Genomic DNA, 16,489 nt, shown 5'->3' on the forward strand with positions numbered 1-16,489 from the left:
TAACTCAATCGTTATGCAACGCGCCAGAAGGGTTGCTTGTGAGCCGACACACGTCGTGATACGGAGACCGGTGGCGGGTGTCCGCCGAACCCGATTCCGGTCAGTACCACCCGACCGACTGTGAGTGGCCCCAGGCGCCGCAGGGGGTGCCATAGCGACCCGCGATGTAGTTCAGGCCCCAGGTGATCTGGGTGGCCGGGTTCGTCTGCCAGTCCGAGCCGGCACTGGCCATCTTCGACCCGGGCAGGGACTGCGGGATGCCGTAGGCGCCGGAGGACGGGTTCTGCGCGTACGGGTTCCAGTTGCTCTCCCGCTGCCACAACCTATCGAGGCAGGACCACTGGCTGGAGTCCCAACCGCGGGCCGTGACCATCTGCTGGGCGATCCCGCGCGGGTCGCTGCCGCTGTAGCTGCCGCTGGGCGCCGTGGACGACGAGGAGGAGCCCGAGTCCTCGGGCGCGGCGGCAGTGGTGGTGGAGCCGGTGCCGACCAGCACGACCTCGTCCACGGGCTCGGAGACGAGGATCACGGCGCTGTTGGTGCGCGAGACCTCGACGCCGTTCTCGTACGTGGCGGTGAACGCGGTGACCTGGGAACCCTCGACGCCCTCGGTGTCCACGCGGGTGGTCCCGGCCGGCAGTGCGGACGTCTCCCGCTCGACGGTCTCGAACGGGATCGCCACGGTCTCGGCCCCGTACTGGGTGCCGACCCGGGCGATCGTCACGGTGTCGCCGTCGGTGGCCTGGCGATTCATCTCCGAGCTGACCTGGTCGTCGACACCGACGACGATGCCGTTGTCGATCAGGGCGTCGGCGAGCGTGAGTGCGTTCGAGGTGATCTCGAGGTCCTGCCCGTCGACGGTGACGGTGAAGGTGACCTCGTTCTCGGCCTCGAGCGCCGTGCGCGGCAGTTCGCCGCGGGAGACCTGGGCCCAGACGTTGTCGCGACCGGTGACGTCGGGGGCCGCCCCGGCGTCGCCGACGATGCTCTGGGGGTCGAGGTCATCCGCCTGGATGGTGGCGAAGGCGAGGCTGCCGGCGAGGACGACGACCAGGCCACCGACACCGATCAGGCGGCGAAGCGGGCGGGGAATCTCGGTTGTTGCGGGTGAATCGGCGCGGTGGCGCGACCCAGTATTCTCAACTGACACAGGGAGTCCTCTTCTGACTGCATTCGGCCTAGGAGGGGTTGGCCGAGCCTCGACCGTAACCGATCCGTGACCTCGTTGGCCACACCGGAGGGGTCAGGGTGTGGACGTTCACACCTCCTCCACAGGCCCGAAATGCTGCCCGCGGATCCCGCTCCGGCGCCTCACCAGGGCCCGTAGAGCTCCTCCGAGGTGGCCGTGAGCGCCTCGCACAGCGTGGCCGGATCGACGTCGCGCACCCGCGCCAGCGCCCGCACGGTGAGCGGCAGCAGGTAGGGCGCGTTCGGGCGGCCCCGCCACGGATGCGCGGTCAGATACGGCGCGTCGGTCTCCACCAGGAGCAGCTCCTGCGGGACCACCCGGGCCGCCTCGCGCAGGCCCTCGGCGTTACCGAACGTGAGGGTGCCGGCGAAGGACAGGTAGTAGCCACGGTCGGCGCAGTGGCGGGCCATCTGCGCGTCACCGGAGAAGCAGTGGAACACCGTGCGCAAGGGGGCGCCATCGGCCTCGAGCACCTCGAGCACGTCGGCGTGGGCGTCCCGGTCGTGGATCTGCATCGGCAGGTCCAGCTCCTTCGCCAGGGCGATGTGCGCGCGGAACGCCTCCCGTTGCGCGGCCCGCCCGCGCGGGCCGGCCCGGAAGTGGTCCAGTCCGGTCTCGCCGATCACCCGCACCCGGGAGTCGGCGGCGAGGCGGGCGATCTCGGCGATCGCGTCATCGAGCCCGACGTCATGGCGGGCCAGCGGTGCCGGTGCCATCCCGTCCGGTGCCACCTCGTGGATCCCGGCGTGCAGGACCGCCTCGTTCGGGTGGATCGCCACGCCGGCCACGACCTGCGGGTGCGCCCGGGCCATCTCGACGCTGACCCCCGCCGAGTCGAGGTCGCACCCGATCTGCACGATCGCGCGCACGCCCACCCCGGCCGCCCGCTCGAGGTGACCGGCCACGCCGGGGTCGGGGACGCCGTCGGCCAGCACCCCGGCGATGGACTCGAGGTGGGTGTGGTTGTCGATCACCGCGGCCGGCAGTGGCTCGGGTGCCTCCGGCCAGTCCCGGCGTCGCTTGCTCATCGCCGTCGGCCTACGCCCGGCTCCGCAGCCGGTCCAGCTCCTCCTCGACGATGCCGTCGTCCAGCTTGGTGAACACCGGGGTCGCGGGCCCGACCGGGGTGCCGGCCACGACCGGGCTGCGCTCCCACGCGGCCAGCGTCTCGCCGAGCCGGTAGTCGCCGGTGATGATCGGGTAGTGCCGGCTCGGGTCGTCCAGGTCGGTCACCTCGTCGATCCGCGGCTGCGGGGCGACGGCGGAGGTTCCGCCGAACGCGGCGTGCACGGCCTCGGCGGAGTGCGGCAGGTAGGGGGCCAGCATCGTGTTCAGGTCACCGATCGCCTGCGCCGCCGTGTGCAGCACGGTGCCCTGACGCTCGCGATCCTCCTTGAGCTTCCAGGGGGCGGCCTCGGACAGGTACCGGTTCGCCTCTCCGACCAGCCGCATCGCCTCGTTGATGCCGGCGCGCTGACGCTGACCGGCGATCGCCGTGCCCACCGTGTCGAAGCCGGCGGACGTCTGCGCGAGCAGGTCCCGGTCGAGCTGGGTCAGCTCACCCGCGGCCGGGATCTCGCCGAAGTTCTTGTGGACGAGGTTCGCGGTGCGGTTCACCAGGTTGCCCCAGCCCGCGACGAGCTCGTCGTTCGTGCGGCGCTTGAACTCGGCCCAGGTGAAGTCGCTGTCCGCGGACTCCGGCCCCGCGACGGCGATGAAGTACCGCAGCGCGTCCGGCTGGTACCGGGCGAGCATGTCCCGCACGTAGATGACCACGCCGCGCGAGGACGAGAACTGCTTGCCCTCCATCGTGAGGTACTCGCTGGAGACCACCTCGGTCGGCAGTTGCAGGGTCCCGAACTCCCCCGGCGCGCCGCCCTTGTCACCGAGCCCGTCGTAGGCGAGGAGCTCGGCGGGCCAGATCTGGGAGTGGAAGGTGATGTTGTCCTTGCCCATGAAGTAGTACTGCATGGCAGCCGGGTCGCCCCACCACTGCTGCCACTCCTCCCCGGTGCCGAACCGCCGGGCCCATTCCACGCTCGCGGACAGGTACCCGATGACCGCGTCGAACCAGACGTACAGACGCTTCGCGGGGTTCTCCTCCCAGCCCGGTAGCGGCACCGGGATCCCCCAGTCGATGTCCCGGGTCATCGCACGCGGACGCACGTCCTCGAGCAGGTTCTGGGAGAACTTCAGCACGTTCGGACGCCACCCGGTGCGGGTCCCGAGCCACTGGCCGAGCGCCGTGGACAACGCGGGCAGGTCGAGGAAGAAGTGCTCGGTCTCGATGAACTTCGGCACCTCCCCGTTGATCCGGCTGTGCGGGTTGATCAGCTCGATGGCGTCGAGCTGGTTGCCGCAGTTGTCGCACTGGTCGCCGCGGGCGCCGTCGTAGCCGCAGATCGGGCAGGTGCCCTCGATGTAGCGGTCCGGCAGCGTGCGCCCGGTCGACGGCGAGATCGCACCCTTGGTGGTCTGCTCGATCATGTACCCGTTCTTGTGCACCGTGCGGAACATCTCCTGCACCACGGCGTAGTGGTTGCAGGTGGTGGTGCGGGTGAACAGGTCGTAGGTGAGCCCCAGCTGGGTGAGGTCCTCGACGATGACCCGGTTGTACCGGTCCGCGAGTTCCTGGGGACTGACCCCCTCCTGCTCCGCCTGGACCAGGATCGGAGTGCCGTGCTCGTCGGTGCCGGACACCATCAGCACGTCGTGACCCGCCATCCGCATGTGCCGGGAGAACACGTCGGAGGGAACGCCGAAGCCGGCGACATGGCCGATGTGCCGTGGGCCGTTGGCGTAGGGCCAGGCCACGGCGGAGAGGATGCGGGTCATGCGTTCGATCTTAGGGCGCGCCGTGGTCGCGACGAGCCCGCGTGAGGGCGGCGGCGGTGAGGCAGTACCTCGTGCCTGAGGAAGGCCGTTGCACCCTCCTTGCTCAGGGCGCAGGTACTGCCTGAGCGTTCGCGTCAGCTCGCGATCTTCAGGCGGTACCCGATGCCGCGCACGGAGGCGACCTCGAGGCCCTCGGCCGCGAGGAGGCGCCGGCGCAGCCGCTTGACCGTCGAGACGACCACGTCGGAGTCCCCCAGGTAGCCGGTCCGCCACACGTTCGCGGTGAGCTCGGCGAAGGACCAGACCCGGTCCGTCTCGGAGGCGAGCGCGGCAAGGAGGTCGAACTCGCGGATGGACAGGTGCACGCGCCGGCCGCGGATGGTGACCTCCCGGGTGGCCAGGTTCACCTGGAGCGGTCCGCGGGTGAAGATCCGGGCCGCACGGCCGGCCGCATCGGCCCGACCGACAGGATCGGCCCGACCGACAGCATCGGCCCGGTCGGCCGCATCACGCCTGCGGACCGCATCGGCCCGACCGGCCGCATCCGAGCGCTCGGCCACGTCCCGCCGGCCCGGCGGGCCTGCGGCCGCCCAGTCCCCGACCGTGTGGCTGCCGACCCCGTGGTCGGAGGCCGCCCGGCTGGACCTCGCGCGCACCAGATCGCTCACGCCATCGGCAGCGTCGTAGCGGTCGTGGGCGAGCAACTCCCTGGCGGCGTGCGTGTCGGCGGCGGCGACCACCACGGCGTGCGGCCCGACCAGCCGCGCGACCTCGCTGCACACCTCGAGCGGCACCCCGATGCACAGCACGTAGTTGCGTTCGGTCTCAAGATCCCCAATAGACACCTGACTGCTACCTCCCCCGAGTGCGGTCTGCCGTGATCCTTTCCAATTGCGCAGGTCAGGTCAAGGGTTCGGGCCACTCCGGCCCCGCACGGACCCGGCGTGGCGCGCCCGACACACCGCCCGGCGACCGGTTGAACACCGGGCGACGGCCACCTGACCATCACCTGAACGTTGCCTGATCGCCGGCTGACGACCAGGTGACGAGGTCCTGACCGTGACCTGACCGCAACCTGACCGCGTTCTGGCCGGATGCCGTCCTTGTCCGGTTACCCGGTTCACGGAAGCGTGGCGGAATCCCCTGATCCGGGGGATCACATACGCGTACCCGAGCACCGCCCGGGCACGCGTCGTCACATGGAGGCACAGTGCGTACACCCCTGATGTTCGCCAGACGACTGGTGGTCGCCGCCTCTGCGGCAGCGGCGATGGTCGCGACGATGGCCGTCGCAATCATCCCCGCTGCCGCGGAGCCGACGACTCCGGCCGTCCCGGCCACAGCCGACGAGAAATTCACGGACGAGGCGATGTCGACACTGTCGGCAGCCGACTCCGCGGACTTCTGGATCCGCTTCGCCGACCGCGCAGACCTGAGCGCGGCGGCGGCGACCGCCGACTGGGACGCCCGCGGCGTCGCCGTCCACGACGCCCTCGTCCAGACCGCCGAGGCCGCTCAGGCCGGCGTGGTCGCCGAGCTCACCGCGGCCGGCGCCACCTTCGAGAGCCACTGGATCTCGAACGCGATCCTGGTCCAGGGTGGCTCCCTCGACCTGGCCCGCCAGGCTGCGTCGAGCAGCGAGGTCCTCGAGATCCGGCAGACCACGACCTACCCGGCCGAGGAACCTGTCGCCGGCCCCACGGTCGAGACCTCCTCGATGGGTCGCAACGTCCTCGAATGGGGCATCAGCGCCATCAACGCCGATGACGTCTGGGCCGAGTACGGCGTGACCGGCGAGGGCATCACCGTCGCGAACATCGACTCCGGCGTCCAGGGTGACCACCCGGCGCTCGCCGCGCACTACCGCGGCCTCCAGGCCGATGGCACGGTGGACAACAACTACAACTGGTTCGACGTCGCCGGCGCCTGTGACGGCTCCCCGTGTGACACCGACGGTCACGGCACCCACACGATGGGCACGATGATCGGCAGCGACGGTGGCGCCAACCAGATCGGTGTCGCCCCCGGCGCCGACTGGATCGCCGCGAACGGCTGCTCCACCTGCGCCGACGCCGACCTGATCGCCTCCGGCGAGTGGGTCATCGCGCCGACCGACTCCGCAGGTGGGAACGCCGACCCGACGAAGCGCCCGCACATCGTGAACAACTCCTGGGGCTCGCGCACCCCGACGAACGACCCGTTCATGGAGGACGTCATCGCCGCATGGGAGGCCGCCGGGATCTTCGGCACCTGGTCCAACGGCAACAGCGGACCGTCCTGCTCCACGTCCGGATCCCCGGGCAGCCGGACCCTCACCTACTCGGTCGGGGCCTTCGACTCCGGCGGCAACATCGCCTCGTTCTCCGCCCGTGGCCCCGGCCAGGACGGCACCATCAAGCCGAACATCGCGGCCCCCGGTGCGAACGTGCGCTCCTCGGTCCCGGGCGACGCCTACGGTACGGCGTCGGGCACCTCGATGGCGGCCCCGCACCTGGCCGGGGCGATCGCCCTGCTGTGGAGCGCGGCACCGTCGCTGATCGGTGACATCGCCGGCACCCAGGCCCTCCTGGACGCAACCGCCACGGACGTCGACGACACCACCTGTGGTGGCACGGCCGAGGACAACAACGTCTGGGGTGAGGGTCGTCTCGACGCCCTCGCGCTCGTCCAGGCCGCACCCACCGCCGAGGCAGGCACCCTGACCGGCACGGTCACCAGCTCCGACGGCGGCCCGATCGCGGGTGCGACCGTCACCGTCACCGGTGAGAACGAGCGGGTCCTGACCACCGACGAGAACGGCGCCTTCACTGGCACGTTCGTCGCCGGGGCCTACACCGTGACCGCGACCGCGTTCGGATACGCCTCGGCCACGGCCGACGTCACCGTCGTAGCCGAGGAGACCGTCAGCGTGGACCTGGTACTGGAGGCAGCGGCGTCGTTCGCGGTCTCCGGGACCGTCACGAACGAGGCCGACGGCGCACCCGTGGCGGGCGCGACCGTCGCCTTCACAGGTGCCCCGATCGAGCCGGTCACCACGGGTGCGGACGGTACCTACGCCGTCGCCGACGTGCCGGCCGGCACGTACACCGTCACCATCACCGGTGATCGGTGCAGCGCTCCGTTCTCGACCGAGCTCGTGGTCGACGGTGACGAGACGCTCGACGCGGCGCTCGTCGGCCTCCAGGACGACTACGGGTACTTCTGCTCCGTCGGCACCGACGGGTACCGACAGGGCGACACCCTGCTCGCCCTGACCGGTGACGACGCCGCGGTGGCCGTGGAGCTACCGTTCGCGTTCCCGTTCTACGGGGGCTCCTACTCGACGGCGTACGTGTCCACGAACGGGCACGTGAACTTCCTCGCCGCGATCACCGCGTACGCCAACGCGGCACTGCCGACGGCGGCCGCACCGAACGCCGCCGTCTACGGGTTCTGGGACGACTTGACCTTCGGCAACGGCGGCACCGCCTACACGGCGACCACCACGATCGACGGTGAGGACGCGTTCGTCATCGAGTACCGGGACGTGAGCCCGTTCTCGAGCACGGACACCGTGAGCTTCTCGATCACCCTGTTCGCCGGCGGCGACGTGGAGATCGGCTACGGCCCGGCCTCCAACGCGGAGAACCCGCGCCTGCTCGGTAACTCGGCAACGGTCGGCATCGAGAACGAGTCCGGCACGGTCGCGAGCCAGTACTCCTTCAACGAGCCCGTCCTGGCCACGGGGTCGTCGGTGCGGTACGAACTGCCGCCGAACGGCACCGTGTTCGGGAACGTGACGGACTTCAACGACGGCCTGGCCGTCGCTGGGGCGACGGTCACGGCCACCCCGGATGACGGTGGCGAGCCGCGGACGGTCACCACCGACGCGAACGGCGACTACAACCTGTTGCTGTTCTTCGGCGCGTACACCGTCGACATCGAGGCCCCGGGGTACACCACCCGCACGCGGGACGTCGTGATCAACGTCGACGGCGAACGCAACCGGTTCTCCCCGCAGCTGAAGACGGGCATCGCAACGGTCGCTCCGCCGTCGTACTCCTGGACCCTCACCGAGGGCCAGACCCGCACGGCGGACCTGACCATCTCCAACTCCGGCTCGGCCCCGCTCGCCTACACCATCGGTGAGCTCCCCCGGGCGGTCAACGAGGCGGCGGCGGTGCCGGCGCTCTCGACGGCCGCACTGGACGCAGCCGTGGTGCCCGCGGGCAACACCTCGCTGGCGCAGGTCAACTCGGCCTTTGCCGAACTCGAGGAGGCGGCCGCTCAGACCGACCCGAACGCCCGCACGGCGCTGGGCCTGTACACGGACGGCCAGCGCGACCAGCTGGCCGCACCGGTCACGCCGGACGCCGTCGGGGACATCCTGGCCCAGTGGGACTCCAACCTGTCCGGGGTCGCCTGGGGCGTCGGGTACACCGGCGACGTGTGGATCTCCGACGCGGAGCAGGTCGTCAACCAGCAGTACTCGACGGCCGGTACACCGGGCAGCCAGTTCCCGGCGAACTGGGGCGGCACCTGGTCCGGTGACCTCGCCCAGGACTCCACGACCGGGGACCTGTGCCAGGTGAACGTCGGCGGGGACAACGGGATCCACTGCTTCGAGGAGGCGACGGGGGCGGCCACCACCACCCTCACCGGCTCCCCGTGGTCGTCCATCTCCCAGCGCGGGCTGGCCTACAACGCAGCCGAGGACGTCTTCTACATCGGCGGTTGGAACGAGGGCATCATCTACACGGTGGCGGGCACCACGCACGCCACCCCGGGTGAGACCCTCGCCCAGTGCACGCCGGAGGACCCGTCCATCGCGGGCATCGCGTACAACCCCACCTCGAACACGATCTGGTACGTGAACAGCGCGCTGGTCACGTCGTTCTTCCAGATCTCGCCCGAGGACTGCTCGACGATCACCACGGTCGCCTACCCGGTGGCCGGTGAGGGCCCGGGCTCCGGCCTGGACCTGGACGCCACCGGCGCCCTCTGGACGGCGAACCAGCTGACCGGCGAGGTCTACCTCGTGGACGTCGGCGACCCGAACGTCACGGACGTGCCGTGGCTGACGGTCACCCCGGCCGAGGGCACCGTGCGGGCCGGTCGGTCCGTCACGCTGGACGTCACGGTGGACACCACGGGCCTCGCGCCCGGGGTGTACGGCGCGAACATCCTGGTGCAGACGAACGCCGGGCGGGTCCCGACGATCACGGTCCCGGTGACCCTGATCGTCTCCGCCTACCAGGTCGGTGTGAACGCCGGAGGCGGCGCCTACACCGACGCCGCGGAGTTCGCCTGGTCTGCCGATCAGCCGCTCTCCGCGGGTGACTGGGGCTGGACGGGTCAGCGCACCGAGACCGAGGCGACCGACCTCGCGATCGGCGGCACCACGGAGGACACGCTGTTCCAGACCCGGCGCACCGGGATCTTCAGCTACGTGTTCACCGACGCGCCGGCCGGGACGTACGCGATCGACCTCGGGTTCGCCGAGTTCGACGCGGACTACCCGGAGCGTGACCGCCTGTTCGACGTGCTGGTCAACGGCGAGTACGCGTTGGTCGCCGTGGACGTCGCGGAGGAGGCCGGCGGCCTGTGGGCCGACCAGCACACCGTGATCGTCGAGCACGAGGGCGGCGATCTGGAGGTCGAGTTCGCCAACCGGCGCAGCTACGAGTACCCGATCCTGAACACGCTGGCTGTCACCGAGCGGGGTGACCTGTGAGGTAGTTCCGTAGCGAGACTCCCAGCACGACGGCGGCCGGGCACCTTGGGTGTCCGGCCGTCGCCGCGTGCGGGGAGGATGCCTACGCCGACGCCTGGGACGAGTGGGAGGAGTCGGGCGACGCGGCCGCCTGGGGAGTCCACGGGGCGGTCGGGCTGACGAGCTCGAGGACTACGAGACGTCCAGCTCGACGATCCGGTCGTCGCCGTCGCGGACCTCGCCGCGGCCGTCGGTGTTCGACGTCGCCACCCACAGCTCGCCGTCCGGCGTGAGCGTCACGGCCCGCAGCCTGCCCAGGTCCAGGTAGGAGCTCGGCTCGCCCACGCCGTCGGGCGTGATCGGCACGTACCAGAGCCGCTCGCCGCGCAGCGCGGCGAGCCAGACGCCGGCGTCCGTCACCGCGATGCCCGACGGCGAGGCCTCCGACGTCGGCCAGGTCACCACGGGATCGAGGTACTCGCCGGTCCCGGCCCAGCCCTCGACCTGCGGCCAGCCGTAGTTGCCGCCCGGAGTGATGATGTTGAGCTCGTCGAGGTTGTTCTGCCCGAACTCGGAGGCGTACAGCCGCCCGTCGCTGGTCCAGCCGAGGCCCTGGACGTTGCGGTGGCCGTAGCTGTACACCTCGGTGCCGAACGGGTTGCCGGGTGCCGGCTCGCCGGTCGTGGTCAGGCGCAGGATCTTGCCGCCGAGACTGTCCAGATCCTGCGCCCGGGACGTCCGGCCGGCATCGCCGGTGCTCACGTACAGGAAGCCGTCCGGGCCGAACGCGAGCCGGCCACCGTTGTGGTTCCCGGCTGCGGGGATGCCGTCCAGGACCACCCGCGGGTCCACCAGGGCGTCGCCGTCGAGGTCCATCCGGATCACCCGGTTGTCGGCGCTCGTGGTCAGGTACAGATACACGCCGCCGTCCGGCCCGACGGCGATCCCGAGCAGGCCGCCCTCGCCGCCGTGGGCGACGTCCGGCACCGCGCCGCCCGACCCGCCGGCGTCCAGCGCGGTGACGCCGTCGTCGGTGACCCGCAGCACCCGCCCTGAGTCCCGCTCGGTGACGAGTGCGGAGCCGTCCGGCGCGAACGCGACGCCCCAGGGCGTCTGCAGGCCGGTCGCGATCGTGGCGCCGACGCGCACGTCGGTGATCTCGGCAGGAGGGCCCGACGGCGGGGGCGTCGTCTCGGTGGGTCCGTCCGGTTCGGCGGTGGTGGGCTCGGGCTCGGTGGAGCCCGCCGGGGTGGTCGCGCTCGGCTCGGGGACGGGGCCGCCCTCGGGATCCGCGGTGCAGCCGGCCGCGAGCGCGAGGGTGGCGGCGATCAGCAGCGCGCGTGCAGGTCGGACGCTCCGAGGGGGCCGGATGGTCCGTCGCATCGTCGCTCCTAGGCGTCTCGGCGCTGATACCGCAGGAACAGCATGTCACCGGCGGACTCCACGTGCGCGAGGCGCATGCCCAGGGTGCGCTGCGGGCCGCCGCGGGCGATCCGTCCGGCCGGGCCGCCCTCGAGGACGGGGCTCACGGTCAGGCACACCTCGTCCACGGCGTCCGCGCCGATCAGGGTGCCGAACAGGTGCGGGCCGCCCTCGCAGAGCATCTGGGTCAGGCCACGCCCGGCGAGTTCGCGGCGCATGGCGTGGGCGTCGATGCCGCCGGGCACGCCGGCCCCGCTCGTCACCGGCGCGCTGCCGGGCCCCTCGCACACGATGACGTCGGCGACCTGCGCCAGGGCTGCGCGCTGCGACTCGGGCGCGGCCGGGCCGGTGAACACGATCGGCCGCACGGGCGCGTCGGTGAACACCGCTGACGCCGGGTCAAGGGCCAGCCGTGCGGACACGATCGCGAACACCGGGTGCTCGGCCAGCCCGTGCTCCCGGCGCCAGGCGGCATCCGGCTCGGGCAGCCGCATCCCCACGTACCCCTCGGCGCGGACGGTGCCGGCGCCGACGATCACCACGTCGCAGAGCCGGCGCAGGGTGTCGAAGACCTGCTTGTCGGCCGCGTTGTTCAGGGCACCGGACAGGCCGTCGTGGGTGGCGGCGCCGTCGATGCTGGAGATGAAGTTCACCCGCAGGTGGGCCTCGGTGCGGTCGGCGACGGCGTAGGCGGCGAGCAGGTCTCCGGTGTCGAAGGCCGGCTCGTCGGCGGGCTCGGGTGCCGTGGTCATCGAGGTCCCATCACATGTTGTGCCGGGTCCAGGCGGGCTCGCGCAGCCCGAGCACGGCCTCGGCCATCCGGATCGTCTGCACGGTCGGCGCCACGTTGTGGGCACGCACGATCCGGGCGCCCCGCTCGATGCACATCACGGTCGCGGCGAGGGTGCCGATCAGCCGGTCCCCGCGCGGGGCGTCGAGCGTCTCCCCCACGAAGTCCTTGTTGGACAGCGCCACCAGGGTGGGCAGGCCGATCTCGGTGATCTCGGCCAGACGGCGGGTGATCTCCAGCGAGTGCAGCGTGTTCTTGTTCAGGTCGTGGCCCGGGTCGATCACGATCCGGTCCGGCGCGATCCCGGCCGCGAGCGCCAGCTCGACCTTGTCGCGCAGGAACTGGGCGATCTCGGTCACGACGTCGCCGTACGTCGGCCGGGGATGGTGGCGGTGCGGCTGCGCGATCGAGTGGGCGATCACCGCGGTGGCGCCGGTCTCGGCGACGGTCTCGGCCATCCCGTCCACCCGCAGCCCCATCGTGTCGTTGATGACGTCGGCGCCGGCGGCCACGCAGGCCCGGGCCACCTCCGGGCGGTAGGTGTCCACGGAGATCACCACGTCGGACGCCGCCCGGATCCCCTCGATCACGCCGAGCACCCGGTCGAGCTCCTCGGCGACGCTCAGCTCGGGGGTGTCCGGCGAGAACGCCATGCCGCCCACGTCCACCCAGTCCGCGCCGTCGTCGGCCGCGCGCACCGCCGCGGACACCGCCGCGTCGAGCGCGAAGGTGGCTCCGCCGTCGTAGAAGGAGTCCGGGGTGCGGTTCACGATGGCCATCACGGCCACCCGGTTCGCGAAGTCGAACGTGCGCGACCCGATCGTGCGGGGTGCCAGGCGGCGGACCGGGTCCGGGCAGAGCGTTGCGTGCGTCATCGTGGCGCGGGCCTCCATGCCGGGATCACCGGGTACGCGTCCCATCGTGCCATCCCGCCGCCTCTGCGGCCGAGCTGAAGGGGCTTGCCACCACGGCACTCGCGACGGCGAGCGCGATCCGCACCCCGTGGTGACCGAGCTGACGTGGCTGCCACTTCTGCGCCTCGACGCTCAGAGATCCGCGATCGCGACCTCCGGGTCGGCCAGCCGGGCCACGTCCACCCCGCGGCCGGACGCGATCAGGGCGTCGATCTGCTCGTTCACGTCCCAGACGTTGACGTTCATCCCGGCGACCACGCGGGCCGCGTCATCGGGTCCGGTGACCCAGAACGCGATGAACTCGCCGCCTCCCCGGTCGCCGCGGTAGACCAACCGGGAGCCGGGCATCAGATCGCCGTAGCCGGAGAACTCCATGCCCAGGTCGAACTGGTCGGTGTAGAAGTACGGCACCCGGTCGAAGGTGACGTCCCCGCCGAGCATCGACCGGGCCGCCGCGGCGCCCTGGCGTTCGGCGTTGGCCCAGTGGTCGACGTGCAGGTGCTTGCCGAGCACCGGGTGGAACGCGCTGGCGACGTCGCCGGCGGCGTAGACGTCCGCGAGGCCGTCGCCGTCGCCCTCGGCGCGCAGCGCGGCGTCCACGACCACGCCACCCTCGACCCGCAGCCCGGCGGCCCGCGCCAGTTCGGTGTTGGGCACCGCGCCGACCCCGACCACGACCACGTCGGCGCCGACCACCTCACCGGCGGCCAGGCGTACCCCGCGGATCTCGGAGTCCCCCTCGAACCCATCGACCTCGACCTGCATCCGCACGTCCACGCCGTTGCGGGCGTGCAGCGCCCCGAAGTACGCCCCGAGCTCCGCGCCGAGCGCGGGCTCGAGCGGGACGTCCTCGCGGCCGAGCACGGTCACATCGTTGCCGTAGCCACGGGCGGCCGCGGCCACCTCGAGCCCGATCCAACCGGCACCGACGATGACGACGCGACGGCCGCCGTCGGCCAGAGCGGCGCGCAGCGCCTCGGACTCGGCGAACGTGCGCAGGTAGTACACCCCGCGCAGGTCCGGGTAGGCATCGCCGCGCAGGTGCCGCGAGGACGCACCCGTGGCGAGCAGCACCTTGTCGTAACCGAGCGTCTCGCCGCCGTCGAGCAGCACCTCGTGCGCGGCCGGGCGCAGTTCGCGCACGGACGTGCCGCGGCGCAGCTCCACGGAGTTCTCGGCGTACCAGGACTCCGGGTGCACCTGCGGCTCGGCCCGGTCCGCCGATCCTGCGAGGAACTCCTTCGACAGCGGCGGGCGGATGTAGGGCACCTCGTCCTCACCTGCGAACAGCACCACCCGGCCGGTGAAACCCTGCTCGCGCAGGGTGGTCGCGGCGGTGGCCCCGGCCAGCCCGCCACCGATGATCACGAACGTCTGCTCAGCCATGACACTCATCCTTCTCGGTATCGGACCTCAGCGCAGCCCGGTGAGGGCGAGGAACTCGCTGCGCGAGCGCGCGTCGTCGCGCAACACGCCGTGCAGGGCGCTGGTCACGGTCCGCGCGCCCCGCGCCCCGACGCCGCGCAGGGACATGCACTCGTGCTCGGCATCGAGGACCACGCCCACCCCGCGGGGGTCGAGCCGCTCGGCGAGGAAGTCGGCGATCTGCTGGGTGAGGCGCTCCTGGACCTGCAGGTCACGCGCGAAGTGCTCCACCACCCGGGCCAGCTTGGACAGCCCCACGAGCCGTTGCCCGGGGAGGTAGGCGACGTGCGCGACGCCGGTGAACGGCAGCAGGTGGTGCTCGCACAACGAGTGGAACGGCACGTCGCGGACCAGCACGAGCTCGTTGTAGTTCTCGTCGTTGCCGAACGTGGTGAGGGTGAACGCGCGCGGGGTGAGCATCTCCAGGTAGGCGTCCACGACCCGCCGGGGCGTGTCCCGCAGGTGCGGTCCGCGCACGTCGCGGCCGAGGCCCGCGAGGAGGTCACCGACGGCGGTGATCGCCTTCGCGCGGTCGATCGGTGGGTCGTCGGTCGGCCCGTGCAGGCGGTCGACGGCGTCACTTCCGTCGGCGGTGTCGCGCGGTTGCCCGGGGGCGGACCGAAGGCTCGGCGGCTCGGCGGTGAGGGTGGTCAGGTCGTCCATGGATCGACCGTAGATCCGCTCCGAACTCTCGTCCAGCAGAGTTGTTTTTAGAAGCGTAGAGTCACGGTCATGGTCACCGACGCCACCCACCGGCTCGCCGCGCTGGAGCACCCGACGCGCCGCGCGCTGTACGACCTGATCGCCGAGGCCGCCGAGCCCGTGGGTCGGGAGGCCGCCGCGGGTGCGCTCGGGCTGAGCCGCAGCACCGCCGCGTTCCACCTGGACGCGCTGGCCACCGCCGGACTGCTCGCCGTCGAGTTCCGGCGGCTGGGTGGGCGCCGCGGTCCCGGGGCCGGCCGCCCGACGAAGCGGTACACTCGCGCCGCCGAGGAGATCTCGGTGTCCGTGCCGCCCCGGCACTACGAGCTCGCCGCGGACCTGTTCGCCGGGGCGATCGCCGAGTCCACGCGCACCGGTGCCGGCGTCCGGGACGTGCTCCGCGAGCGCGCGGCTGCCGACGGCCGCGCTCGCGGCGAGCGCGCGGGCACGTTCGAGGCGGCGCTGGCGAGCGTGGGCTTCACCCCGCGGGAGGAGCCGGCCGGTGACCTGGTGATGGGCAACTGCCCCTTCCATCAGCTCGCGCAGGCGCACACCGAACTGGTCTGCGAGCTCAATTACTCGCTCGTGCGGGGCATGGCCGAGGGCGCCGCGTGCGGACGGCGGGTGGTCGCCGATCCCGGCGCCGGGCGCTGCTGCGTGCGGGCCGAGGCCGGGCCCGACCAGGGCGCCGGGGCCACCCTGACCGAACGCCCGGACGTCAGTCCCGGTCCTCGGAGTTGATCGACGACGCCAGTCGGCGCACCACCGACCGCGGCGCCGCCCGGGACAGGAACGCGATCGTGCGGTAGAGCGCGCCGGGGACACTCATCACGACGCCACGCTCGAGGTCCCGCAGCGACGTGGCGACGAGGTGGTCGACGTCCACGTACATCCAGTCGGGCATCGTCGACATGTCGATCTCGGCGCGGTCGTGGAACTCGGTGCGCACGAACCCCGGGCAGAGCGCCTGGACCCGGACGCCGTGCGAGGCGACGTCGGTCGCGAGCCCTTCGGAGAACTGCAGCACCCAGGCCTTCGAGGCCGAGTACGTGCTGCCGCGGCCGGGCAGCATGGACGCGATCGAGGCGACGTTGATGATCGCGCCGTTGCCGCGCTCGACCAGGCCCGGCAGCGCAGCGTGGGTCAGCCGCAGCACCGCCTCGACGTTGACGGCGAGCTGGCGGCGCAGGTCCGCCTCGTCGGCGGTCAGGAACGGCGTGCCGACGGCGAGGCCCGCGTTGTTGACGAGGGTGCGGATGTCGGGGTGGCCGAGTCGGGCGGCCACGGCATCCATCCCGGCCGAGGTCGCCAGGTCGGCCCCGAGCACCTCAACTGCCGGGGCGCCGATGGCCCGGCACTCGGCGGCGATCTCCTCGAGGCGGTCGGTGCTGCGGGCGACCAGGACCAGGACGTTGCCCCGCCGCGCGAGGTGCCGGGCGAACGCGAGGCCGATGCCGGACGAGGCGCCGGTGATGAGAGCGGTGGGCATGGAGTCAGCGTAGGCCGGGCACCCGCCGTCG

Annotated in this window: 12 protein-coding genes; 2 read left to right on the top strand and 10 right to left on the bottom strand. The window is 71.9% G+C overall.

Annotation, left to right across the window (positions count from 1 at the left end; genetic code table 11):
* Positions 1-100: 100 nt before the first annotated feature.
* The 4 genes from GKS42_RS19925 to GKS42_RS19940 form a co-directional block, all read right to left on the bottom strand.
* Entirely contained in the window at positions 101-1,150 is a 1,050-nt protein-coding gene (locus tag GKS42_RS19925; RefSeq protein WP_154795406.1) for a resuscitation-promoting factor, read from the bottom strand.
* 161 nt (positions 1,151-1,311) lie between these two features.
* The gene (locus tag GKS42_RS19930) at positions 1,312-2,217 is read right to left on the bottom strand and encodes a TatD family hydrolase (RefSeq protein WP_154795407.1); all 906 of its coding nucleotides are present in this window, start codon (positions 2,215-2,217) and stop codon (positions 1,312-1,314) included.
* 10 nt (positions 2,218-2,227) lie between these two features.
* Positions 2,228-4,024, bottom strand: coding sequence for a methionine--tRNA ligase (gene metG / locus GKS42_RS19935; protein WP_154795408.1), 1,797 nt, complete (start codon positions 4,022-4,024; stop codon positions 2,228-2,230).
* 134 nt (positions 4,025-4,158) lie between these two features.
* Positions 4,159-4,869, bottom strand: coding sequence for a winged helix-turn-helix domain-containing protein (locus GKS42_RS19940; protein ID WP_168217910.1), 711 nt, complete (start codon positions 4,867-4,869; stop codon positions 4,159-4,161).
* 365 nt (positions 4,870-5,234) lie between these two features.
* On the opposite strand from GKS42_RS19940, the gene GKS42_RS19945 reads away from it, so the two are divergent.
* On the top strand, positions 5,235-9,737 hold the full coding sequence (locus GKS42_RS19945; RefSeq protein ID WP_154795410.1) for a S8 family serine peptidase: 4,503 nt from the start codon (positions 5,235-5,237) through the stop codon (positions 9,735-9,737).
* A 171-nt stretch (positions 9,738-9,908) separates the two neighbouring features.
* Here the strand turns inward: GKS42_RS19945 and GKS42_RS19950 are convergent, their stop codons facing one another.
* The 5 genes from GKS42_RS19950 to folE all read right to left on the bottom strand — a co-directional run bounded on the left by GKS42_RS19950 (position 9,909) and on the right by folE (position 14,930).
* On the bottom strand, positions 9,909-11,099 hold the full coding sequence (locus tag GKS42_RS19950; protein ID WP_154795411.1) for a PQQ-dependent sugar dehydrogenase: 1,191 nt from the start codon (positions 11,097-11,099) through the stop codon (positions 9,909-9,911).
* Positions 11,100-11,107: 8 nt separating this feature from the next.
* A complete protein-coding gene (locus tag GKS42_RS19955) occupies positions 11,108-11,890 on the bottom strand; it encodes a pyrimidine reductase family protein (protein ID WP_154795412.1) in 783 nt (260 codons plus the stop codon).
* A gap of 10 nt (positions 11,891-11,900) precedes the next feature.
* Positions 11,901-12,848 (bottom strand): dihydropteroate synthase, encoded by a 948-nt coding sequence (folP, locus tag GKS42_RS19960; protein ID WP_232847764.1) that lies wholly within the window; start codon positions 12,846-12,848, stop codon positions 11,901-11,903.
* 126 nt (positions 12,849-12,974) lie between these two features.
* Complete coding sequence (locus GKS42_RS19965) at positions 12,975-14,228, bottom strand: NAD(P)/FAD-dependent oxidoreductase (RefSeq protein ID WP_154795413.1); 1,254 nt, start codon at positions 14,226-14,228, stop codon at positions 12,975-12,977.
* A gap of 27 nt (positions 14,229-14,255) precedes the next feature.
* Positions 14,256-14,930 (bottom strand): GTP cyclohydrolase I FolE, encoded by a 675-nt coding sequence (gene folE, locus GKS42_RS19970; protein WP_154795414.1) that lies wholly within the window; start codon positions 14,928-14,930, stop codon positions 14,256-14,258.
* Between the two features lie 69 nt (positions 14,931-14,999).
* Between folE and GKS42_RS19975 the strand changes: the two genes are divergently transcribed.
* Positions 15,000-15,710, top strand: a complete 711-nt coding sequence (locus GKS42_RS19975) for a helix-turn-helix transcriptional regulator (RefSeq protein ID WP_154795415.1) — start codon at positions 15,000-15,002, stop codon at positions 15,708-15,710.
* Here GKS42_RS19975 and GKS42_RS19980 read toward each other — a convergent pair.
* A complete protein-coding gene (locus GKS42_RS19980; protein ID WP_154795416.1) occupies positions 15,688-16,458 on the bottom strand; it encodes an SDR family NAD(P)-dependent oxidoreductase in 771 nt (256 codons plus the stop codon). The genes GKS42_RS19975 and GKS42_RS19980 overlap by 23 nt on opposite strands.
* Positions 16,459-16,489 lie beyond the last annotated feature (31 nt).

Origin of the sequence: Occultella kanbiaonis, from assembly GCF_009708215.1 — a bacterium.
In the GTDB taxonomy this organism is placed as follows: Bacteria; Actinomycetota; Actinomycetes; order Actinomycetales; family Beutenbergiaceae; genus Occultella; species Occultella kanbiaonis.

Bases quoted from the DNA above. Each gene is read 5' to 3' on its own strand.
- GKS42_RS19930 (WP_154795407.1), bottom strand. From the start codon at position 2,217: ATGAGCAAGCGACGCCGGGACTGGCCGGAGGCACCCGAGCCACTGCCG.
- metG (WP_154795408.1), bottom strand. From the start codon at position 4,024: ATGACCCGCATCCTCTCCGCCGTGGCCTGGCCCTACGCCAACGGCCCA.
- GKS42_RS19950 (WP_154795411.1), bottom strand. From the start codon at position 11,099: ATGCGACGGACCATCCGGCCCCCTCGGAGCGTCCGACCTGCACGCGCG.
- GKS42_RS19955 (WP_154795412.1), bottom strand. From the start codon at position 11,890: ATGACCACGGCACCCGAGCCCGCCGACGAGCCGGCCTTCGACACCGGA.
- folP (WP_232847764.1), bottom strand. From the start codon at position 12,848: ATGGGACGCGTACCCGGTGATCCCGGCATGGAGGCCCGCGCCACGATG.
- GKS42_RS19965 (WP_154795413.1), bottom strand. From the start codon at position 14,228: ATGGCTGAGCAGACGTTCGTGATCATCGGTGGCGGGCTGGCCGGGGCC.
- folE (WP_154795414.1), bottom strand. From the start codon at position 14,930: ATGGACGACCTGACCACCCTCACCGCCGAGCCGCCGAGCCTTCGGTCC.
- GKS42_RS19975 (WP_154795415.1), top strand. From the start codon at position 15,000: ATGGTCACCGACGCCACCCACCGGCTCGCCGCGCTGGAGCACCCGACG.
- GKS42_RS19980 (WP_154795416.1), bottom strand. From the start codon at position 16,458: ATGCCCACCGCTCTCATCACCGGCGCCTCGTCCGGCATCGGCCTCGCG.